Consider the following 21,143-nt stretch of genomic DNA (forward strand, 5'->3'; position numbering starts at 1 on the left):
GCATCATCAGCGAGAGTCTAGCGGCATTGCCGGTTCGAACCCCATTGCCTGGCACAGCGTTGAAGGTTTGAATGGTGCACAGTCGCCGCCACCCAGCCTGCATGACCGTTGATCGAATCGCCCTCCGCCGTTTCACCCAGTGGCTGCCGTTCCTGATATGGGTAGCGATCTGCGTGGTGTGGTGGTCGCCTTGGGGTGTGGTCGTTGGCCTGGCCGCATGCCTTGCCCTGGGCGGCGTGCTGCAGCACTTGGATCTGGTCGGCGATGCCGTAGGGGGCGCACTGCTGCGCTCGCGGGCGAAGCTGCCCTTCGCCACCCGGCCGCCCACGCATGATGTCCTGTTGGATTGGGGCGAGCTGGGCATGGGCGGGCCGGCCTACGGCACCCTGATGCTGCGCGATGGCGCCATTGTCGAGGGCGTATCCACCGCAGGCAGCCACGATGCCAGCGGCGAGTGGCTAGCGCTGGCGGGCAGCGCGCTGCGTTTGGCCAGTGGCTACAGCGATCGCAGCGAAGCGGTGATCGTCTACGACGAAGCGGACAAGAGGGTGATGCACCTGCTGGCGATTGTTCCCAGCCTGTTCTGGCAGGAGCTGCACGAGCGCCGGCAGCTTGGCGGGGATGCCGAAGCCGCGATGTGGTTGCGGGATATTCCCAGTCGATCGACCACGCTGCGCCCCTGCCGGGGTCTATGGCTGGAACAGGAGCATCCGGCGCTGGCCGCCGGGGTGCCGCAGGTGTTGCGGCATGTCCTGCCTGATGCCCGGGTGCTGCAGGCCATCCCGCTGCTTCCCGATGACCTGCGCCTGACTGCGCATCCGACCTTGTTCGCGCGCATCTGCCCGTACGCGCTCTGTCTTGATGGCGAGCCCAGTGACCGTCACGCCTGCGATCTGGAGACGGTCATTGCCAGCCCGTCCGGTCGATGCGTGGTGGTGGCGGGAAGCGTGCTTGATGGGGATCTGCGTCCCATCGAGGGCGTATGGCTCGTCCACTGGCAGGGGGGGTGGCAGGCCATTGGCCGCCGTGCGATGGGCGGCACTGGCAAGACCCGGAGTGGGGCCTGGATCGATGTCATCGCGGTCGGCGATGACGGAACGCTTCGCTGCGAAGCCTATGAGGAACACTGGACGTTCGAGGCGATCACACGCATCCCCACGCCATATACGGCATTGGCGCTGCCTGTGGAATGGCGGGAAACCGCATTGGCCGTGCGTGTCCGCGATGGGGGCTTCTCGCTGCGCCTGCCCCGCGCGGATCAGCGGCCCTCAGTCACAGGTTAGACTGCGTCGAAGCAAACAAGGAGGTTCCGGCATGCGTCGTCGATGCAGGCCGGGAAAGTGCTGGAAAAGCTGAAGAAATGGGCTGCGGGCAGTACCGGGTGCGGATGACCGGCCTTCCGTATGGCTCATGCGCCTGCCGCCTGCACCTGTTGCGCATACTCCTCGGTAAACAGCCCTGACAATGCCCGGCGCTGCTCTGCATCGATGGCGCGCGAGGCGTTGGTTGTGTAGTCGAAATGCACCATCACGCAGCGCCCGCTGGCCACCAGGGCCTCGAACTGGAACGCCTGCTGCACGATCGACAGCGAGGAGCGGCCGATGTTTTCGATGCGGGTCTCGATGCGCACTTCGTGTCCCGGCTGTATCTGCTGCAGGAAGTCGATTTCGTAGCGGCGCAGGATCAGCGTCAGGTCGCGCATGCTGGCCTCGCGGCTGAAATGGCGGAAGATCTCCTGGCGACCTTCCTCGAACCAGACGGGCAGGGCGGTGTTGGTGACGTGGCCGAGTACATCCACTTCGGAGAAACGCGGAAGGATCGTCAACGGCATGAAGTCTCCGGGGTGTAGTGGGTGGGGTCTCCGGCGACGGTGCTGCCATCGCCGGAGACAGTGCGGCGACTACCGGCTGTCAGTCTGAGTAGAAGCCGTTGCCGAGGGTGCCGGGCAGGCCGGGTTCCGGCCACGGCATCAGTGACGTGCAGGCGTCATACAGCGTGCAGAAGTCCTGCCGCAGTTGTGCAGGCACCCAGCTGCCATAGGAAACGTCGGTCGAGTCGCCCTGGCAGGCGTAGGAAACATCGATCCAGCGGGTATTGGCGTGTGAGGCAACGCCCTGGTGCTGTGTCTTGCCCGTGCAGTAGCGCAGGCCTTGGCCGATCAGGGTGTTGTTGGCATCGAAGTAGAGCCGGGAGACTGCGTGGGTGGGCGCAGCCTGTACGTGTGCGGCGCTCCCCATCAGGCCAAACAGCAACAACAGCGGAATTCCCATTCGCATCTGTGGTTCTCCTTGGGTTGTGTAAGCCGACCGTGTCCTGTCCTGTAGCCGGCAACAGCCATCTTCGCACAGCCTCGGCAGGCACGCAGATACGGCGGCCTGCAGGGCATCATCCGCCCGCCACACGCCCGCGCTATGCTGCGCGCCTGCCGTCCGATCCTGCCGCGATGAAGCTCGCCATCCTGTCCCGCAACAGCTCCCTGTACTCCACCCGCCGGCTGGTCGAGGCGGCGCGCGCGCGCGGCCACACCGTTCGCATCCTCGACCCGCTGCGCTGCTACATGCGCATCGCCGCCGATGGTTTTTCGATGCACTACAAGGGCCGGCCGATGACCGGCGTGGACATGGTCATCCCGCGCATCGGCGCCTCGATCACCCGCTATGGCACCGCCGTGCTGCGCCAGTTCGAGCTGATGGGCGCGCGTACTCCCAACCCGTCCGATGCGATCCTGCGTTCGCGCGACAAGCTGCGCGCGCACCAGTTGCTGGCAGCCAAGGGCATCGACATGCCGGTCACCGTGTTCGGCGACAACCCCGATGACACCGTCGACCTGCTGTCCATGCTCGGCCCGCCGCCGCACGTGGTGAAGCTCAACGAGGGCACCCAGGGACGGGGCGTGATCCTCACCGAGAAGGCCAGCGCTTCGCGTGGCATCGTCGAGGCCCTGCGGGGCCTGTACGCCAACTTCCTGATGCAGGAGTTCATCGGCGAAGCCAAGGGCGCCGACCTGCGCTGCTTCGTGGTCGGTGACCAGGTGGTGGCGTCGATGCAGCGCCAGGCGCCGGAAGGTGACTTCCGCTCCAACCTGCATGCCGGCGGCACCGCGGTGGCGGCCAAGGCCAGCCGCGCCGAACAGCAGGTGGCGGTGCGTTCGGCCAAGGCGCTGGGCTTGTCGGTCTGTGGTGTGGACCTGATCCGCTCCGCGCGTGGCCCGCTGGTGCTGGAGGTCAACTCCACGCCAGGGCTGGAGGGCATCGAAGCCGCCTGCGGGGTGGATGTGGCCACGCGTATCATCGAGCACGTCGAGAAGATCAAAAAGCCGTGATTAATCAATGGCTTGAAATTCTCATGGGCAAATGAGGCCGGCTTTAACGCGCCTTTAATCGGCGCCGGCGTAGCCTTCAGCGAACCGCAGCTCTGCCTCTCAGCAGGATCGGTATCGGGATACGACTTCAGACCCAGGCGGGGCACCGCCTGGGTCTTTTTTATGCCGCCGGAAGTCCCTTGTGGAGGCAGCGTGACGGCCGTAGAGTGGCGCCCATCGTTCCTGGATGGATCCGGAGGCTGGCGATGTACCGCATCACGATGATCGCGTTGTTGCTGGGGCTGTCTGGTGCTGTCTCCGCCAAGCCGGAGAAGACCGCCATACAGATGGACGGGCAGGCCCCGGTGGCCGAGCAGGTCCGGCGGGTTGAGAAGGCCCTCGATGACGGCGAGTACAGCGAGATTTCCGCCGATGACCGCGCCCAGGTGCAGCAGGCACTGGCGCGCATCACCCAGCGCATGGGCGACCACCGCACGCTTCAGGAGCTCCCGCCGCAGGTCCAGGCGGAGGTCTTCAACGACCAGGAGCGGATCAACACCGTTCTTGTCCGCGCCCACGAGGACAGCCGCCAGATCTGTCAGCACACCCGCACCACCGGCAGCAACATGCCTAAGAGCCGCTGCCTGACCGTGGCCGAGCGCCGCCGGATCGAAGAAAAGGGCAAGGCCCTGCTCAACGACCAGCGCACCTTCAACAACTTCAACCCTGCCACCAACCACTAGGCCGTCCGGTGCCCCTGCGCATGGCACTTGCTGGCGTGAAGGTGGTGCGAATACAGTCAACACTCAACTCAAACAAGGATTCGTTTGTCATGAAGTCCCTCCTGATGTCGGCGGTCCTGATCTCAGGCCTGACCCTGGCCACCGCCGCCTCTGCATCGAACCAGTCCGGTGAGGTCTTTATCCCCGGCAAGCCGCTGCAGCAGCAGATCGAGCGCATCGAAATCGAACTCAACGATGGCGAGACCTACAGCGAACTGAAGCAGACCGACCGCAGCCGCGTACGCGAGGCGCTGGTGCGCATGCGTACGGCCGTCGAGCAGCATCCTGACCGCGATTCCATGCCTGAACAGGTACGAACCGATGTCTTCAACGACCAGCAGATCGTGAACACGGTTTTGACACAGGCACGTGAGGATAGTCGTCTAATATGCCAACGTGAAAAGGCCACGGGTTCGAACCGGTCCACGACGCAGTGCACTACCGTTGCCGAGCGCGCCCGGCGGAAGGACAAGGCACAGCGTGATATGGGCCAGGCCCAGCGCATCGGCAAATTCGTAAATTAGAGGTGACAGTGAGAATCCTGGTAATCGAAGACAACAGCGACATTGCGGCCAACCTGGGCGACTACCTGGAGGACCGGGGCCACACCGTGGACTTCGCGGCTGACGGGGTTACCGGTCTGCACCTGGCCGTGGTGCACGAGTTCGACGCGATCGTGCTGGATCTCAATCTGCCAGGCATGGACGGCATCGAGGTCTGCCGCAAGTTGCGCAATGAAGCGCGCAAGCAGACCCCGGTACTGATGCTCACCGCCCGCGATTCGCTGGACAACAAGCTGGCCGGCTTCGATTCCGGCGCGGACGACTACCTGATCAAGCCGTTCGCGCTGCAGGAAGTGGAAGTGCGTCTGAACGCCCTGTCGCGACGCGGCAAGGGCGTGCAGACCCGCGTGCTGGAAACCGGCGATCTGGAATACAACCTGGATACGCTGGAAGTGCGCCGCCAGGGCAAGCTGCTGCAGCTCAACCCGACCGCACTGAAGATCCTGCAGGCGCTGATGGAAGCGGCCCCGGCCGTGGTGACCCGCCAGGAGCTGGAAACCCGTGTGTGGGGTGAAGAACTGCCCGATTCGGATTCCCTGCGCGTGCACATCCATGGCCTGCGTGCGGTGGTCGACAAGCCGTTTGAAGTGCCGCTGATCCAGACCCGCCATGGCATCGGATACCGCATCGCCACCCCGGAAGCCTGATTCGGTGGCAACCAAGGGGGAGCGCCGGCGCACGCCTTATCGGCGGCGCCTGCGCAGCCGCATCATCGTTTCGTTCGTGTTGTTGGGCTTCTGCCTGACGACACTGTTCGCGTTCGCCACCAACTGGGCCCGCCTGCGCGTGGAAAACCAGCTGGTGGAAGAGCTGATGAACCGCAACATCGACGAGTATGCGCGCCGCTATTACGAGCACCCCGGGCATAACCCGGATGCACCGGTGCTGCAGATCAAGGCCTATGCCTATTCGAAGGACAAGTTCGACCGGGTGCGCGAAGAGCGCGCGCAGTGGGCGGGCTTCTCCGATGGCATCCACAGCGTCAGCGGCGATGAGCACGGCGAGCCGTACTCCTACAAGCTGGCCGTGCGCAAGACGCCCGACGCCTGGTTCTTCCTCGCCTATGACATGACCGACAGCGTGCGCGGCGGCAAGCAGCTCAACCGCGCGCTGGTGCTGTCGGTGCTGGTGTTCAGCGTGCTGTCGCTGGTGCTGGGCTGGTGGTCGGCCTCGAAGGTGATGAAGCCGGTGTCGGATCTGGCCGCGCGGCTGCGTGCCTATCGCGGCGGCACCAGTGATCCCGAGCCGTTGGCGCCACGCTTCCCCGACGACGAGGTGGGGCAGCTGGCCCAGGCGCTGGACGACTATTCCTCGCGGCTGACCGAAGTGGTGCAGCGCGACCGTGAATTCAATGCAGACGTCAGCCATGAGCTGCGTACGCCGCTGGCAGTGATCCGTGGCGCCACCGAGCTGCTGCTGACCCGGCCCGGCCTGGACGAGAAGGTGCTGCAGCGCCTGCAGCGCATCCAGCGCGCCGAACAGCAGTGCAGCGATCTGATCGGCGCGCTGCTGCTGCTGTCGCGCAACGAGCGCGGGCAGGGCACCAGCAACGTCGCCCGCGTGGCCGAGCAGCTGCTGGACGCACACCGTGCGCAGCTGGGTGGCAAGCCGCTGGAGCTGCTGCTGGAAGGTGAGCGCAATCTGGTGATCGACGCACCCGAGGCGGCGCTGTCGGTGGCACTGGGCAACCTGATCGGCAACGCCGTGAAGTACTCGCAGGACGGCGAGGTACGCGTGTTCGTCGGCACCAACTCGGTGTCGGTAACTGACAGTGGCCCGGGCCTGAGCGAGGAAGACGCGGCCAAGCTGTTCCAGCGTGGCTACCGCGGCACGCATGCCGGCCACTCGCAGGGCGGCGGTATCGGCCTGTCGATCGTCAGCCGCCTGTGCGACCTGTACGGCTGGCAGGTAAGCGTGCGCCCCGGCGGCCAGCGTGGCGTGATCGCCACCCTGACGTTCTCGCCGAAGCCGTTGTAAGCGGTAGGTGCCGACCTTGGTCGGCACTAACCCTGCCGACCTTGCATCGCGCCCTGTGTCGCTTGTGCCACCACCGTGATCGCTGCCGCGCCCCGCGCGTGTAGATCCACGCCATGCGTGGATGCGCTTCGGTAGTGCCGGCCGCTGGCCGGCAACCAGGCCTCACCCCCCGGCCAACCCCAGATACCGCGCATGCAGCTGTTCCACCTGCACCTGCAGGTCCTCCGGCTGCCCATCATTGACCACCACGTCATCGGCCAGCGCCAACCGCTGTGCGCGGCTGGCCTGCGCAGCAATCATCCGGTCGGCCAGCGCGGCATCAATGCCATCGCGCTGCATCAGCCGCGCATGCTGCACGGCTTCGGGCGCATCCACCAGCAATACCCGGTCCAGCCACGGGTAGGCTTTCTGCCCGCCCACCTCGGTCAGCAGCGGAATCGCGGCAATCGCATAGGGGCTCTCAGCCTGCTCGCACTGCTGTTGCATCAGCAGGCGGATGGCCGGGTGGGTGATGGCTTCCAGCGCCGTCCGCTCGGCCGGGTCGGCAAACACGTGGGCGCGCAGGCGCCCCCGGTCCAGGCTGCCATCGGCCAGCAGCATGTCGGCGCCGAAACGCTCGGCGATACGGGCCAGCGCCGGGCTACCGGCAGCCACCACGGCCCGTGCGGCCAGATCGGCGTCGGCCACCACGATCCCCAGCGCCTCGAAGCGCCGGGTCACCTCGCTCTTGCCGGAGGCGATGCCTCCGGTCAGGCCAACCACATAGCGGCTCATGGGGACTCCCCTCAGCGCAGCCCGCTCATCACCAGGTACTGCTCCACCAGCGGCGCACCCCACATGAAGTACAGCCAGCCGGCGATGGCCAGATACGGCCCGAACGGGATGGGCGTGGCGCGGTCACGGCCGCGGCTGTACAGCCAGATCGAACCGATGATGGCGCCCAGCACCGACGACAGCAGGATGATCGGCAGGATGCCCTTCAGCCCGCACCAGGCGCCCAGGGCCGCCAGCAGCTTGAAGTCGCCGTGGCCCATGCCTTCCTTGCCGGTCAGCTGCTTGAACAGCCACCAGACCGTCCACAGCGACAGGTAACCCACCGCCGCGCCCACCAGGGCGGGCTTGGCCGGCATGTACAGATTGTCGATGCTGCCTATCAGCCCCAGCCACATCAGCGGCAGGGTCAACTGGTCGGGCAGCAGCTGCGTTCGCAGGTCGATGCCGGACAGGGCGATCAGGAAGCAGGTCAGCACGATGGCACCGAAGCCCTGCCAGCCGAAGCCGAATTGCCAGACGCAGGCCAGCACCAGCACCGAGGTCAGCGCCTCCACCAGCGGGTACTGCAGCGAGATCGGCGCCTTGCAGTGCCGGCACTTGCCGCCCTGGATGATCCAGCTGAACAGCGGGATGTTCTCGTACCAGCTCAGCTTGTGCTTGCAGTGCGGGCAATGCGACGGCTCCACCACGATCCCCGGTGGGGGTGGTTCATAGAAGTCCGGTTCCTCCAGGACTTCGCGCGCATCGCGCTTCCACTGCCACTCCAGCCGCTTGGGCAGCCGCAGGATGACCACGTTCAGGAAACTGCCCAGCAGCAGTCCCAGGGCGGCCGCGGCGGGGTAGCCGAGGCCGGGGTGCTGGTCGAGAAATGCCATTGATACCTTTAGCCGACGACGGCGCCGAGTTTGAAGATGGGCAGGTACATCGCGATGACCAAGCCACCGACAATGGTACCAATGAACACCATGATCATCGGTTCCAGCAGGCTGCTCAAGGCATCCACGGCATTGTTCACTTCCTGCTCGTAGTATTCAGCCACCTTGAACAACATGGCGTCCAGGGCGCCCGCCTCTTCGCCGATGCCGGTCATCTGGATGACCATGTGCGGGAACAGGTTCAGCTGCTTCATGGCCATATTGACCGGATAGCCCACCGAGACGTCGTCGCGCATGCGCAGGACGGCTTCGCCATAGACCTTGTTGCCGGTGGCGCCAGCCACGATGCCCAGCGCCTCCACCAGCGGCACGCCGGCCTTGAAGGTCACCGCCGTAGTGCGGGCGAAACGGGCAATCGAGCTGTTATGCATGATCTGGCCGATCACCGGCACCTTCAGCACCAGCCGGTCGACCGTGTGCTGCATCTTCTCCGAGCGCCGGTAGGTCATGGCGATGGCGACCACCGATCCGATCATGACAATGGCCATCAGCCACCACCACGACACCATGAAGCGGGACAGGTTCACCACCATCTGGGTGAAAGCCGGCAGGTCGGCACCGAAGCTCTTGAAGACTTCCTCGAACTGCGGCACCACCCAGACCAGCAGAATGGTGCTTACAAGGAAGGCCACCACCAGCACCATGGCCGGGTAGAACAGGGCCTTCTTGATCTTGCCCTTCAGTGCTTCGATGTTCTCCTTGTAGGAAGCGATCGTGTCCAGCACCGTTTCCAGCACACCGGCGCTTTCACCGGCGCGCACAAGATTGCGGTAGAGCTCGTCGAACTGCACCGGATGTCGACTGATCGCTTCATGCAGCGAAGAGCCACCCTCGATGTCAGCCCGGATCCCATCCACCATCTTCTTCATACGCGGGTTCTTGTGCCCGCTGCCGATGATTTCCAGCGCCGAGACGATCGGTACGCCGGATTTCATCATGGTGGCCATCTGCCGGCTGAAGAAGGCGATGTCCTTGGCATTCACCGGCTTGCCGGCCGCGCCGAACAGCGGCTTCGGCTTGGGCTTGACCTGACCGGGGTTGATCCCCTGCTTGCGTAGTTCGGCGCGCAGCATATTGGCGTTCTTCGCCAACTGCTCGCCCTTCATCTTGATACCCCGCTTGTCGGTCCCCTCCCAGACAAACGGTTGCAGCTCCATGGTGCTACGCGCCACGGGCTCTTTCTTGATCGCACTGCGACTGACAGACATGTTGGCTCCCCAAGGCCCGCCATCCCCAGGCGGGCATCCTGACCGGCGATGGTAGCCGGTTCAGGGCCGTCCGGGGAGCCTGCTGGCGTGACGCCGCGCAGGGTTTTCGACCATGCGAGACGAAAGGTGACGTACCGCGTCACATTGCCGCGTCCATCGCAGATTCGCTCCTGGGGGGTTCCCATCCGCGAAATTGCTGCCATCATTGGCGCGGGGAAATCGGGGAGACGCTGCCATGGGAGATTGGCACGTAACCTGCGTTGATCCACCCGCGGGGAAGGGCAGCCTGCTCATCCGGTCATCCGACCGGCCGGCCGCCACCCCCGACATCAACCACCACTTATCTTGGGGATGTACCACCATGAAGAACCAAAAGGGCTTCACCCTGATCGAACTGATGATCGTTGTTGCGATCATCGCCATCCTGGCTGCCATTGCGCTGCCGGCATACTCGAACTACACCAAGAAGGCCAAGGTTTCGGAAGTTATCCTGGCTGCTTCTTCGCTGCGTACCGACGTGTCGGAGTACGCGGCTAGCAACAACAAGCTGCCGGGCGACGACTGGAAGCCGGATTTCCAGCCGACCAAGTACGTTAAGACGTTGGAATGGAAGGGGGGCAAGATCGTCGCTACTGCTCGCGCCATTGGTGACACCCTGATCGATGATCAGACGATCACGCTGACCCCGGAAGGCGACGGCAGCAAGGGTGTGATTCCGAGCTGGACCTGCGGTGGCTCTATCGACACTAAGTTCCGCCCGGGCTCCTGTCAGGGTGCAGCCTCGACCAGCGGCGGCGGCACCAGCGGCGGCGGCACCAGTGGCACCTAATTGCGCTTAGTTTAGTGCTTAGGATTTGATGAAACGGGGGGCCGGTGCGGTCCCCCGTTTTGTTTTTCTGGGGAGGCTGGACTGTATGAGCAGGCGACCTGAGTCTGCAGTGCGGGCGCGTGTCGGAAGCTGGGGAGCTTTTGGCGCGTTGTTGGGATTTGTACTTGGCAGATCATTTGAATGCGATAGCTATACGCTGTGGGCGCTGCTGGTCCTGGGCGCAGCAGTTCCTATGTGGCTGTTCGAATGGAGACGGTTGCCGCAGGCGCCGCCGATGCATGATCGAAGAAGTGTGCTGTTGGGGATATTCACGATTTTGCTTTTGCAGATTGCAATTTTGTTTCTGCAGTTCCTTTTGGGTGGCGATAGTGGAGCTGGTGTTGCACTCACCCTGCCCCTCTTGCTCGTCGCCGGTAGCATCCTGCTTGTATTGGGATTGCTCCGCCCAAGCTTGTTGGGCTCGACGATTCCTGACGCAGGAGATGCTGTCAGAGCGTGGTTTGAAGGGGGGCGGCCGAATGAGTGTCAGCGAAATGCTCTCTTGGCGTGGTGCGTAAAGTGCTTTTTCTTGCCCTTGATGCTTGCGTGGTCGTGGACATGGCTAGCGAGTCTTGAGTACGCACTTCCGTCCACAGGATCACTTCGCTGGTATGCCCTGGGAATGATTGCCCTATATGCCATCGACACTGCATTCGGTGTGATCGGATATGTTTCAACCTCTAAGCATCTTGGGGGAGAGATTCGATCGGTTGACTCGACGGTGCTTGGATGGTTGTCAGCACTGGCATGCTATCCGCCGTTGAGTGCGCTGGTTCTGGATACTTGGTTGATTGCGCGGAACGCAAATGATTGGAAGAATTGGCTTTCCGAGGGGAGTGCGCTTGCGGCTATTTGGGCGATTTCCATTCTTCTGCTGACATTTGTCTACACATGGTCCACCGTTGTATTTGGGACCCGTTTCTCCAATTTGACCCACCGCGGAATCATCACGCATGGGCCTTATCGCTGGACCAAGCATCCGGCCTATATATGTAAGAACCTTTCCTGGTGGCTTGTTTCAGTGCCTTTCATCTCAAATGGAGGGGCGGTTGGGGTTCTGTTGTCTTGTCTGGCTATGCTGGCGGTCAATGCAATTTACTGGGTCCGTGCTCGTACAGAGGAACGCCACTTGTTGATGGATGCCGACTACAGGCGCTATGCAGAGTGGATTGACGACAACGGGATCGCGTCAATTCTGCGACGATGTGGCTTGAAAATGACTCGATCTCAGTCCTGAGTAAAGGCTTGGTGGCTAGCGACCTCTGGTGGCTATCCTGACCCTTCCCAGTGCAAAGGGCGAGGCAGAGTATGCCGAGGTATCGTTCCCTGTTTGTTCCAAGGTCCTGATCATGAACGCAACTACCACCCCCAACCTCGTCGGCATCACCGGCCTGGCCCGCCGCTTGGTCCAAGACGGCGTCTTGGACGAGGCCTCCGCCCGCGACGCCATGGCCAAGGCCACGGCCGCTCGCCAGCCGCTGCCCACGTGGTTCGCGCAGAACAAGCTGGTCAGCGCCTCGCAGCTCGCCGCCGCCAACGCGGTCGAGTTCGGCATGCCGCTGTTCGACGTGTCCACCTTCGACGCCAGCCAGAACGCCATGAGCCTGGTCAGCGAGGAACTGCTGCGCAAACACAACGTGCTGCCGCTGTTCAAGCGCGGTGGCAAGCTGTTTGTGGGTACCAGCAACCCAACCCATGCACTGGACGAGATCAAGTTCCACACCAATCTGGTGGTGGAGCCGATCCTGGTGGATGAAGACCAGATCCGCCGCACGCTGGAGCAGTGGCACGCCAGCCACGACACCATCGGCGATGCGCTGGGCGGCGACGACGAGGGCATGGCCAACCTCGACGTTGGACTGGGCGACGAAGACAACGCGGGCAGCGACTCCGGCATCGACGCCAAGGGCGACGACACCCCGGTGGTGAAGTTCGTCAACAAGGTGCTGGTCGATGCCATCCGCAAGGGCGCATCGGACATCCACTTCGAGCCCTACGAAGACGATTACCGCGTGCGCCTGCGCATCGACGGTCTGCTGAAGATGGTGGCGCGCGCGCCGGTGAAGTTGAACCAGCGCATCGCCGCGCGCCTGAAGGTGATGGCGCAGCTGGATATCGCCGAGAAGCGCGTGCCGCAGGACGGCCGCATCAAGCTCAACCTGTCCAAGAGCAAGCAGATCGACTTCCGCGTCAGCACGCTGCCGACCCTGTTCGGTGAGAAGGTGGTGCTGCGTATCCTGGATGGCAGCGCGGCCAAGCTGGGCATCGACAAGCTGGGCTACGAGCCGGACCAGCAGAAGCTGTTCCACGACGCCATCCACAAGCCGTACGGCATGGTGCTGGTGACCGGCCCGACCGGCTCGGGCAAGACTGTGTCGCTGTATACCGCGCTGGGCATCCTGAACGATGAGACGCGCAACATCTCCACCGCCGAAGACCCGGTGGAAATCCGCTTGCCCGGCGTCAACCAGGTGCAGCAGAACAACAAGCGCGGCATGACCTTCGCTGCAGCGCTTCGCTCGTTCCTGCGACAGGATCCGGACATCATCATGGTCGGCGAAATCCGCGACCTGGAGACGGCCGAGATTGCGATCAAGGCGGCGCAGACCGGCCACATGGTGCTGTCCACGCTGCATACCAACGATGCGCCGCAGACCATCGCGCGTCTGATGAACATGGGCATCGCCCCGTACAACATCACCAGCTCGGTGACGCTGGTGATCGCCCAGCGCCTGGCACGCAGGTTGTGCGGCAACTGCAAGCGACCGGCGAACCTGCCGGAGCACGCGCTGCTGGCCGAGGGCTTCACCCAGGCGCAGCTGGATGCGGGCATCCAGTTGTACGAGGCGGTGGGCTGCGATGAGTGCACCGAGGGCTACAAGGGCCGAACCGGTATCTACCAGGTGATGCCGATGACCGATGAGATCGCCACCATCGTACTGGCCGGTGGCAACGCACTGCAGATTGCCGAGGCGGCGCAGCAGATCGGGGTGAATGACCTGCGGCAGTCGGCGTTGAAGAAGGCGGCAGCGGGTGTGACCAGCCTGGCCGAGATCAATCGCGTTACCAAGGATTGAGGTAAATCCACGCCATGCGTGGATGACGCGATGCATGGGGGTTGCCGGCCAGCGGCCGGCACTACCACGTTGGTGGGTAGATCCACGCCATGCGTGGATGACGCGATGCATTGGGTTGCCGGCCAGCGGCCGGCACTACCACGTTGGTGGGTGGATCCACGCCATGCGTGGATGGCGCGGCGGCGCACGCCAACCAAAGTTGGCACCTACCAGGGCCGTTCGGCCCTTACTCCATCCCCAGCTTCTTCAGCTTGTAGCGCAGCGCGCGGAAGGTAATCCCCAGCTGCGCGGCCGTGCGGGTCTTGTTCCAGCGGTTCTCTTCCAGCGCGCGCTGGATGGCGCTGCGCTCCAGCTGCTCGATGTACGAGGGCAGGGCGGCACCGCCCGGCTGCAGGTCGGCCACCGCTTCGGCGGGAGCGGCGGCGCCGGGCGCACGCGGGGCGTGCTGCGGCAGGCGCAGGTCGTCGGCACCGATGCGGTCTTCTTCGGCCAGTGCCAGCGCGCGCTCCAGAATGTTCTCCAGCTCGCGCACATTGCCCGGGAACGCATAGTGGGCCAGCGCTTCCAGCGCCGACGGCGCCAGCAGCGGTGTGGCACGGCCGTGGCTGCGGGCCAGCCGCGCCAGCACGGCGGCAGCCAGTTCCGGCAGGTCCTGGCGGCGCTCGCGCAGCGGCGGCACCTTCAGTTCAATCACGTTGATGCGGTAGTACAGGTCGTGGCGGAAGCGCCCGTCCTCGACCAGTTCGGCCAGGTCACGGTGCGTGGCCGAGAGAATGCGCACGTCCACCGGTTCTTCGTTGGCCGCACCGACCGCACGCACCGACTTTTCCTGGATGGCACGCAACAGCTTCACCTGCATCTGCAGCGGCAGCTCGGCCACTTCGTCCAGGAACAGGGTGCCGCCGTGTGCAGCCTGGAACAGGCCCGGCTTGTCGGCATGGGCGCCGCTGAAGCTGCCTTTGCGATGGCCGAAGAACTCGCTTTCCATCAGCTCGCCGGGAATGGCGCCGCAGTTGACCGGCACGAACGGGCCGGCCGCACGCGCACCCTGGGCGTGGATGGTGCGAGCGACCAGTTCCTTGCCCACGCCCGATTCACCGAGGATGTACACCGGCGCCTGGCTGCGCGCGACCTTGCCGATGGTGGTGCGCAGTACGTCCATCGCCGGCGAAGCGCCGAGCAGGCGTGCAGCCTGTTCGGTGGCGGGGCCGGGCGCAGGGCGTTCGGTGTTGTTGAGTTCCAGCGCGTGCTTGACCAGGCCGCGCAGCACCGAGATGTCCACCGGCTTGCTGACGAAGTCGAAGGCGCCGGCCTTCAGCGCTTCCACGGCCAGGTCCATGCTGCCGAACGCAGTGATCATCGCCACCGGTGTGCGCGGGTAGTGCTGGGCGATCTCGCTGACGAGCTCGATGCCGTTGCCATCCGGAAGGCGCATGTCGGTGATGCACAGGTCGTACGGGTTGCTGGCCAGCAGCTCGCGCGCTTCGGCCAGGTTGGCGGCGGTACTGATGCGCAGCCCCATGCGGCCGAGGGTCAGTACCAGCAGTTCGCGGATGTCGCGTTCATCGTCGACGACGAGGGCGCTGCGAGTTTCGTTCATGGGCGTGAAAGATAAACGAGGGGGCTGGAAGCGACAAATGTTTGACGCACAGAATTGGAATCAGGTGGGCAACAGCGTGTGCGGGCCAGGCAGCACCAGGCGGAAGCAGGAGCCGCCGGCGGGCACCGGGATGTAGTCGAGCCGTGCCTGGTTGGCGCGGCACAACTCGCGGGCGATATACAGGCCCAGCCCGGTGCCGTGCTCGGAGGTAGTGAAGAACGGGCGGAACAGCTGTGCGGCCACGCTCTCGGGAATGCCGGGGCCGCGGTCCATCACGTCGATCACCGCGCTGCGCTCGTGCTGCGCCACGCGCAGGCGCACGCGCGCCGGCTGCTGGCCGATGCGGCCGTACTTCAGTGCGTTGTGCACCAGCACGGTGAGCACCTGGTACAGGTGTTTGCTGTCGACCTGCGCCATCACCGCCGTGTCGCTGATGATCGGTTCGATGCTGTCGGTCTCCAGCGTCTGGCCCTGCTTGTACTCCAGCACGAAGCGGCGCACGAAGGCGACCAGGTCGACGTTCTCGGGTGTGGCGCGCTCGCGCCGTGCCAGCCCCAGCACGCTCTCGACGATGCCGTTGGTGCGCTGGCATTGCTGGCGGATGATCTGCAGCAGGCGGCGGTCGCTTTCGTTGAAACCGGTGCCTTCCTCCAGCAGCTGCACGGCGTAGTTGATCGCCGCCAGCGGATTGCGGATCTCGTGGGCGAGGCTGGCCGAGAAGCGGCCCATCGCCGACAGGGTGAGCGATTCGGCGCGCCGCGAGACCACGCTGGAGTCGTCCAGGAATACCAGCGCCAGTTCGCTGCCGGCCAGCAGGCGGGCGAAGCGCGGTTGCACTTCCGGCTGGTCGGGGTTGAGCTGCAGCGGCAGTTCGTCCTGCGCCCAGCCGTTGCGCCAGCGCTGCAGACGGCGCGCCAGTTCCGGCGCGGCACTGGCCAGATCCAGCCGTCCCGTCTCACCGATGCCGTCGTTGTCGCCGAGCAGCATCGAGGCCGCTTCATTGGCCAGGGTGATGCGGTTGTCGGCGTCCACCACCAGCACGCCGGTGCGCATGCGGCGGATGATCAGTTCGTTGATCTGGAACAGGTTGGCCACTTCGTCGCCGCGCTGGTTGGCCAGCTGCTGGTTGCGGCGCGCGCGGTTGCCTACCTGGTAGCTGATGAAGGCCAGCGCCAGGTAGCTGGTGGCGAACATGGCCAGCTCGGCCAGCGTGCGGGTGGGGTCACCGCCTTCGAGCACCTTCCAGAGGTATTCGGTACCGGTGGCCAGGCTGGCAGCAACCGCCAGGCCCAGGCCCCAGCTCAGCGGCAGCAGGGTGGCGGCGGCGGCGATGTTGAACAGCAGCGACATCGAAATGCCGGCGCTGGCACCGGGCAGGGCATGCGCCAGCAGGGTGGCGGCGATGATGTCCACCAGCACGCTGCTGACCACGATCGGGCGCAGCCAGCGTTCGTTGCGGCCGATCGCCAGGGCCAGCAGCGACAGCAGCAGATAGATCGCCGCGACGGTATCGGCCAGACGCGGGTGATGGGCCTCGCCGACCATGCCGGACAGGGGGCTGTAGAGCAGGCCGGCGATGACCGCGGCGATCAGCACCCGGTACAGCGCGAAGAAGTACAGCTCACGCCGCGGAATCGATTCGATGCGGTCGATCAATGAAGCACTGGGTGACACGCCGGAACTCCCCTTCTGGCTGCCTGGGTCTGGAATCTGCGGCGGCCCTGCCCGGCATCCCCTGAAGCCGGGCGGGTTCGTCGCTTCTATGTGGCCTGCGGTGGAAGCCGCCGGGCAAGCCCGACACTACACACCTTGGTTGACCAGTATAGGGCCCCCGGCAGGACGCCGCCGGAGCCGCCGGGATCGCGCATTTGGCCTGCCGTGGATACCGGTGGTCAGCGCCGGCCCGGGCGCAACTGCCTGAATGGCGGTGGAAATCTGGCCGGGTGTGGCGTTTTGTACAGACTTCTTTGCGCCCCGGCGCTGGCTCGGCCACAATAGTGGGCCCGCCGCGGTCCATGCCGGCGCCCCGCCGGGGCCCTGAGGAATTGCGTGCGGTCGTTCCTATTCCCACGGTGACGCATGAATTTCCACGAATACCAGTCAAAACAACTGCTTGCCGAGTACGGCATCCCGGTCCCGGCCGGCAAGGTCGCTGCGACCCCGGACGAAGCGGTTGCCGCTGCCAACTCCCTGGGCCAGGGCCCCTGGATGGTCAAGGCGCAGATCCACGCTGGCGGCCGCGGCAAGGCTGGCGGCGTCAAGTTCTGCAAGACCACCGACGACGTGAAGGCCGCTGCGGCCAAGATGCTCGGCACCAAGATGGCCACCTACCAGACCGCTGGCGTTGAACTGCCGGTCAACCTGGTGCTGGTGACCACCGCCGGCGAGATCGTCAAGGAACTGTACCTGTCGGTGCTGGTCGACCGTGGCACCAAGACCATCACCTACATCGCCTCTTCGGAAGGCGGCGTGGAGATCGAGCAGGTCGCCGCTGAAACCCCGGAGCTGATCCACTCGCTGAACGTCGACTTCGTCGAAGGCGTGCAGGGTTACCACGGCCGTGATTTCGGCTTCAAGCTGGGCCTGACCGCCAAGCAGGCCGGCCAGTTCGCCAGCATCATGGTGAACCTGTACCGCCTGTTCAACGAAAAGGACCTGGCGCTGGTTGAAATCAACCCGCTGGCCATCCTGGACGACGGCAACCTGTACGCGCTGGACGGCAAGTTCGACAGCGACGACAACGCCGCGTTCCGCCAGAAGGCCCTGGTCGCCATGCGCGACAAGACCCAGGAAGATCCGACCGAAGTGATCGCTTCGGAGCTGGACATCAACTACGTCACCATGGACGGCAACATCGGCTGCATGGTCAACGGCGCAGGCCTGGCCATGGCCACCATGGACGTCATCAAGCTCAACGGCGGCGAGCCGGCGAACTTCCTGGACGTGGGCGGCGGTGCCAACAAGCAGCGTGTCATCGAAGCGTTCAAGCTGATCCTGTCCTCGGACAAGGTTGAAGGCATCTTCGTCAACATCTTCGGCGGCATCGTCCGCTGCGACATGATTGCCGAAGGCATCATCGCCGCCGTGAAGGAAGTGGGCGTCAAGGTTCCGGTCGTGGTGCGCCTGGAAGGCACCAACGTGGAAGAAGGCAAGCAGCTGCTGCGTGACAGCGGCATGGCCATCATCCCGGCTGACAACATCAACGATGGCGCCAAGAAGATCGTTGAAGCTGTCAAGAACGCTGCCTGATTCGACACCAAGGAATTCCCATGTCTGTTTTGATTAACAAGAACACCAAGGTGATCGTGCAGGGCTTCACCGGCCAGCAGGGCACCTTCCACGCCACTCAGATGATCGAGTACGGCACCCAGGTTGTTGGCGGCGTGACCCCGGGCAAGGGTGGCACCACCCACATCGACCTGCCGGTCTTCAACACCGTTGCCGACGCCGTGCAGAGCACCGGCGCCAACGCTTCGGTCATCTACGTGCCGCCGCCGTACGCGGCCGACGCGATCCTGGAAGCCGCTGCTGCCGGCATCAAGGTCATCGTCTGCATCACCGAAGGCATCCCGGTGCTGGACATGCTGCGCGTCAAGAACGTGCTGACCCGTTCGCATCCGGACACCGTGCTGATCGGGCCGAACTGCCCGGGCGTCATCACCCCGGGTGAGTGCAAGATCGGCATCATGCCGGGCCACATCCACCAGCCGGGCAAGATCGGCATCGTGTCGCGTTCGGGCACCCTGACCTATGAAGCGGTCAAGCAGACCACTGAAGTCGGCCTGGGCCAGTCCACCTGCATCGGCATCGGTGGTGACCCGATCAACGGCCTGAACTTCGTCGACTGCCTGAAGCTGTTCAACGAAGACCCGCAGACCGAAGGCATCATCATGGTTGGCGAAATCGGCGGTGACGCTGAAGAAGCCGGCGCCGAGTACATCAAGAACCACGTGAAGAAGCCGGTCGTCGGTTTCATCGCCGGTGCGTCGGCTCCGGCCGGCAAGCGCATGGGCCACGCCGGTGCGATCGCCTCGGGCGGCAAGGGCACTGCTGAAGGCAAGTTCGCCGCCATGGAAGCTGCCGGTGTTGTCACCGTCCGCTCGCCGGGCGACCTGGGCGCTGCCATCGCCAAGCTGGTGAAATAAGATCGCTTGTGTAGAGTCGAGCCATGCTCGACTGACGCTCTTGCTTCAAACAGAAGGGCCGCCTCCGGGCGGCCTTTCTGCGTCTGGTGCCCTGACCATCCCGGTAACCCCATCCACGCATGGCGTGGATCTACTGAGCCGGGGCTGTCCACGCAGTGAGCGCGCCCGGCGCGCGCATGGCGCAGCGCTACAATGGGCACATTGCAACCACAGGCTGGATTCCCATGGCTTCGATCCGCATCGCGATGGCGCAGTTCGACTTCCCGGTCGGCGATGTCGCCGGCAACACCGAGCGCATCATCGAGATGATCGGCCAGGCGCGCGACGAGTACGGCGCCGAGCTGGTGATGTTCCCCGAGCTGGCGGTGAGTGGTTATCCGCCGGAAGACCTGCTGCTGCGCCCGGGCTTCCTGTACGAGTGCGAGCAGGCGATGGCCCGCATCGCTGCTGCCTGCCGTGGCATCACCGCCGTGGTTGGTTGGCCGCAGGCGGCCGGTGCGGTGGTCTACAACGCCGCCAGCGTGCTGCGTGACGGCCTGGTCGAGCAGACCTACCGCAAGCGCGAGCTGCCCAACTATGCGGTGTTCGACGAGCGCCGCTACTTCGATGTCGATCCGGATGGCGGCAGCTGCGTGTTCGAGGTCAACGGCATTCCGGTCGGCCTGCTGATCTGCGAGGACCTGTGGTTCGCCGAGCCGCTGGCCGACACCGTGCGCGCCGGTGCGCAGCTGGTGGTGGTGCCGAATGCCTCGCCCTACGAGCGTGGCAAGCATGCCCAGCGCGATGCGGTGCTGGCCGCACGCACCCGTGAGAGCGGGGCGGCGATCGCCTACCTCAACGTGGTCGGTGGCCAGGACGCGCTGGTGTTCGACGGCGCCTCGGTGGTGGCCGATGGCGACGGCACCGTGCACCCGGCCGCCGCCGCCTTCGTCGACCAGTGGCTGGTGGTGGAGTACGACGGTGAAACCCGCCGCTTCATGCCGCACGTGTGGATGGACGATGGCGACGAGAGCATGGACGCGCTGGCCTGGCGCGCAGTGACCCGTGGCATCCAGGACTACTGCCGCAAGAACGGCTTCAAGAAGGTGTGGCTGGGCTTGTCCGGCGGCATCGATTCGGCGCTGGTGCTGGCCATGGCCGTGGACGCGATGGGCGCGGAAAACGTCACCGCCGTGCGGTTGCCGTCGCGCTATACCGCGGGCCTGTCCAACGACCTGGCCGCCGAACAGTGCCAGGCACTGGGCGTGAAGCTGGAGGCGGTATCGATCGAGCCGGCGTTCAAGGGCCTGATGGAATCGCTGGCGCCGATGTTCGAAGGCACTGCGCCGGACGTGACCGAAGAGAACCTGCAGTCGCGCAGCCGTGGCGTGATCCTGATGGCGCTGGCCAACAAGTTCGGTGGCCTGTTGCTGACCACCGGCAACAAAAGCGAATACGCGGTGGGTTACGCCACCATCTACGGCGACATGTGCGGTGGCTATGCGCCGCTGAAGGACCTGTACAAGACCGAAGTGTTCGGGCTGTCCAAGTGGCGCAACACCGTGGGCGGCGCGCCGGTGATCCCGCCGGCCGTGATCAGCCGCCCGCCGTCGGCCGAGCTGCGCGAGAACCAGCTGGACCAGGATTCGCTGCCGGCCTATGACGTGCTGGACGGCATCCTGTACCGCTACATCGACCAGGAGCAGTCGCGCACGGAGATCGTTGCGGCCGGTTACGACGCGGCCGTGGTCGACCGGGTGCTGCGCCTGGTGCGCATCAGCGAGTGGAAGCGGCACCAGGCCGCGCCGGGGCCGAAGGTCTCGCGCCGGGCATTTGGCCGCGAGCGTCGTTACCCGATCAGCAACGGCTACAAGGGCTGAAGCTGCGGTTGGCGGGTAGTGCCGGCCGCTGGCCGGCAACCCGTGTACCGTGCA

19 protein-coding genes are annotated in these 21,143 nt (G+C 64.7%); 12 read left to right on the top strand and 7 right to left on the bottom strand.

All coding sequences use genetic code 11. From position 1 onward, the window contains the following. Positions 1-71: 71 nt before the first annotated feature. Positions 72-1,283 (top strand): hypothetical protein, encoded by a 1,212-nt coding sequence (locus ABE423_RS03000; RefSeq protein ID WP_346484931.1) that lies wholly within the window; start codon positions 72-74, stop codon positions 1,281-1,283. A gap of 125 nt (positions 1,284-1,408) precedes the next feature. Here ABE423_RS03000 and ABE423_RS03005 read toward each other — a convergent pair whose 3' ends face one another. Together ABE423_RS03005 and ABE423_RS03010 are read right to left on the bottom strand one after the other, a co-directional pair. After that, entirely contained in the window at positions 1,409-1,831 is a 423-nt protein-coding gene (locus ABE423_RS03005) for a thioesterase family protein (RefSeq protein ID WP_032128832.1), read from the bottom strand. A 79-nt stretch (positions 1,832-1,910) separates the two neighbouring features. Beyond that, complete coding sequence (locus ABE423_RS03010; protein ID WP_223224661.1) at positions 1,911-2,276, bottom strand: hypothetical protein; 366 nt, start codon at positions 2,274-2,276, stop codon at positions 1,911-1,913. Positions 2,277-2,443: 167 nt separating this feature from the next. Between ABE423_RS03010 and rimK the strand changes: the two genes are divergently transcribed. From rimK to ABE423_RS03035, 5 genes are all read left to right on the top strand, one after another. Next, entirely contained in the window at positions 2,444-3,322 is an 879-nt protein-coding gene (rimK, locus tag ABE423_RS03015; RefSeq protein ID WP_005418651.1) for a 30S ribosomal protein S6--L-glutamate ligase, read from the top strand. Between the two features lie 245 nt (positions 3,323-3,567). Then, positions 3,568-4,044 carry a hypothetical protein gene (locus ABE423_RS03020; protein WP_010481495.1) on the top strand — a complete coding sequence of 159 codons (477 nt, stop codon included), beginning with the start codon at positions 3,568-3,570 and terminating at the stop codon, positions 4,042-4,044. An 89-nt stretch (positions 4,045-4,133) separates the two neighbouring features. Next, positions 4,134-4,607 (top strand): hypothetical protein, encoded by a 474-nt coding sequence (locus ABE423_RS03025; RefSeq protein ID WP_071229642.1) that lies wholly within the window; start codon positions 4,134-4,136, stop codon positions 4,605-4,607. Between the two features lie 8 nt (positions 4,608-4,615). Then, positions 4,616-5,293: a response regulator transcription factor gene (locus ABE423_RS03030; RefSeq protein WP_005410804.1), complete on the top strand. Its 678-nt coding sequence runs from the start codon at positions 4,616-4,618 to the stop codon at positions 5,291-5,293. After that, on the top strand, positions 5,256-6,623 hold the full coding sequence (locus ABE423_RS03035) for a HAMP domain-containing sensor histidine kinase (protein ID WP_032128829.1): 1,368 nt from the start codon (positions 5,256-5,258) through the stop codon (positions 6,621-6,623). Before ABE423_RS03030 ends, ABE423_RS03035 begins: the two co-directional genes overlap by 38 nt. A gap of 162 nt (positions 6,624-6,785) precedes the next feature. Here the strand turns inward: ABE423_RS03035 and coaE are convergent, their stop codons facing one another. Genes coaE through ABE423_RS03050 form a run of 3 tightly spaced genes read right to left on the bottom strand, consistent with a single transcriptional unit; the run spans position 6,786 to position 9,540 of the window. Then, positions 6,786-7,397, bottom strand: a complete 612-nt coding sequence (coaE, locus tag ABE423_RS03040) for a dephospho-CoA kinase (protein WP_346484935.1) — start codon at positions 7,395-7,397, stop codon at positions 6,786-6,788. An 11-nt stretch (positions 7,398-7,408) separates the two neighbouring features. Continuing rightward, positions 7,409-8,272 carry an A24 family peptidase gene (locus ABE423_RS03045; protein WP_032128827.1) on the bottom strand — a complete coding sequence of 288 codons (864 nt, stop codon included), beginning with the start codon at positions 8,270-8,272 and terminating at the stop codon, positions 7,409-7,411. Positions 8,273-8,280: 8 nt separating this feature from the next. Continuing rightward, positions 8,281-9,540, bottom strand: coding sequence for a type II secretion system F family protein (locus ABE423_RS03050; RefSeq protein ID WP_182266603.1), 1,260 nt, complete (start codon positions 9,538-9,540; stop codon positions 8,281-8,283). Between the two features lie 361 nt (positions 9,541-9,901). On the opposite strand from ABE423_RS03050, the gene ABE423_RS03055 reads away from it, so the two are divergent. From ABE423_RS03055 to pilB, 3 genes are all read left to right on the top strand, one after another. Then, complete coding sequence (locus ABE423_RS03055; protein WP_049413358.1) at positions 9,902-10,369, top strand: pilin; 468 nt, start codon at positions 9,902-9,904, stop codon at positions 10,367-10,369. Between the two features lie 109 nt (positions 10,370-10,478). Next, positions 10,479-11,645 (top strand): isoprenylcysteine carboxylmethyltransferase family protein, encoded by a 1,167-nt coding sequence (locus tag ABE423_RS03060; RefSeq protein ID WP_346484938.1) that lies wholly within the window; start codon positions 10,479-10,481, stop codon positions 11,643-11,645. Positions 11,646-11,757: 112 nt separating this feature from the next. Further along, on the top strand, positions 11,758-13,485 hold the full coding sequence (gene pilB, locus ABE423_RS03065; RefSeq protein WP_346484940.1) for a type IV-A pilus assembly ATPase PilB: 1,728 nt from the start codon (positions 11,758-11,760) through the stop codon (positions 13,483-13,485). 226 nt (positions 13,486-13,711) lie between these two features. On the opposite strand, the gene ABE423_RS03070 is transcribed toward pilB, so the two are convergent. After that, positions 13,712-15,085, bottom strand: a complete 1,374-nt coding sequence (locus ABE423_RS03070; protein ID WP_346484942.1) for a sigma-54 dependent transcriptional regulator — start codon at positions 15,083-15,085, stop codon at positions 13,712-13,714. 60 nt (positions 15,086-15,145) lie between these two features. Further along, entirely contained in the window at positions 15,146-16,759 is a 1,614-nt protein-coding gene (locus ABE423_RS03075; RefSeq protein WP_049401617.1) for an ATP-binding protein, read from the bottom strand. Between the two features lie 405 nt (positions 16,760-17,164). On the opposite strand from ABE423_RS03075, the gene sucC reads away from it, so the two are divergent. The 3 genes from sucC (at position 17,165) to ABE423_RS03090 (ending at position 21,089) form a co-directional block, all read left to right on the top strand. Continuing rightward, positions 17,165-18,334: an ADP-forming succinate--CoA ligase subunit beta gene (gene sucC, locus ABE423_RS03080; RefSeq protein ID WP_004154430.1), complete on the top strand. Its 1,170-nt coding sequence runs from the start codon at positions 17,165-17,167 to the stop codon at positions 18,332-18,334. Positions 18,335-18,354: 20 nt separating this feature from the next. Beyond that, positions 18,355-19,230 (top strand): succinate--CoA ligase subunit alpha, encoded by an 876-nt coding sequence (gene sucD / locus ABE423_RS03085; RefSeq protein WP_005410793.1) that lies wholly within the window; start codon positions 18,355-18,357, stop codon positions 19,228-19,230. Between the two features lie 224 nt (positions 19,231-19,454). Then, positions 19,455-21,089 carry an NAD+ synthase gene (locus ABE423_RS03090; RefSeq protein ID WP_100437657.1) on the top strand — a complete coding sequence of 545 codons (1,635 nt, stop codon included), beginning with the start codon at positions 19,455-19,457 and terminating at the stop codon, positions 21,087-21,089. Positions 21,090-21,143: the final 54 nt, after the last annotated feature.

Source organism: Stenotrophomonas sp. TWI1409, assembly GCF_039673015.1.
GTDB lineage: Bacteria > Pseudomonadota > Gammaproteobacteria > Xanthomonadales > Xanthomonadaceae > Stenotrophomonas > Stenotrophomonas maltophilia_A.

Coding starts and splice junctions, on each gene's coding strand:
- ABE423_RS03050 (WP_182266603.1), bottom strand. CDS start 9,540: ATGTCTGTCAGTCGCAGTGCGATCAAGAAAGAGCCCGTGGCGCGTAGC.
- ABE423_RS03025 (WP_071229642.1), top strand. CDS start 4,134: ATGAAGTCCCTCCTGATGTCGGCGGTCCTGATCTCAGGCCTGACCCTG.
- rimK (WP_005418651.1), top strand. CDS start 2,444: ATGAAGCTCGCCATCCTGTCCCGCAACAGCTCCCTGTACTCCACCCGC.
- ABE423_RS03070 (WP_346484942.1), bottom strand. CDS start 15,085: ATGAACGAAACTCGCAGCGCCCTCGTCGTCGACGATGAACGCGACATC.
- ABE423_RS03045 (WP_032128827.1), bottom strand. CDS start 8,272: ATGGCATTTCTCGACCAGCACCCCGGCCTCGGCTACCCCGCCGCGGCC.
- ABE423_RS03090 (WP_100437657.1), top strand. CDS start 19,455: ATGGCTTCGATCCGCATCGCGATGGCGCAGTTCGACTTCCCGGTCGGC.
- ABE423_RS03010 (WP_223224661.1), bottom strand. CDS start 2,276: ATGCGAATGGGAATTCCGCTGTTGTTGCTGTTTGGCCTGATGGGGAGC.
- ABE423_RS03005 (WP_032128832.1), bottom strand. CDS start 1,831: ATGCCGTTGACGATCCTTCCGCGTTTCTCCGAAGTGGATGTACTCGGC.
- sucD (WP_005410793.1), top strand. CDS start 18,355: ATGTCTGTTTTGATTAACAAGAACACCAAGGTGATCGTGCAGGGCTTC.
- ABE423_RS03020 (WP_010481495.1), top strand. CDS start 3,568: ATGTACCGCATCACGATGATCGCGTTGTTGCTGGGGCTGTCTGGTGCT.
- ABE423_RS03055 (WP_049413358.1), top strand. CDS start 9,902: ATGAAGAACCAAAAGGGCTTCACCCTGATCGAACTGATGATCGTTGTT.
- ABE423_RS03035 (WP_032128829.1), top strand. CDS start 5,256: ATGGCATCGGATACCGCATCGCCACCCCGGAAGCCTGATTCGGTGGCA.
- pilB (WP_346484940.1), top strand. CDS start 11,758: ATGAACGCAACTACCACCCCCAACCTCGTCGGCATCACCGGCCTGGCC.
- coaE (WP_346484935.1), bottom strand. CDS start 7,397: ATGAGCCGCTATGTGGTTGGCCTGACCGGAGGCATCGCCTCCGGCAAG.
- ABE423_RS03000 (WP_346484931.1), top strand. CDS start 72: ATGGTGCACAGTCGCCGCCACCCAGCCTGCATGACCGTTGATCGAATC.
- sucC (WP_004154430.1), top strand. CDS start 17,165: ATGAATTTCCACGAATACCAGTCAAAACAACTGCTTGCCGAGTACGGC.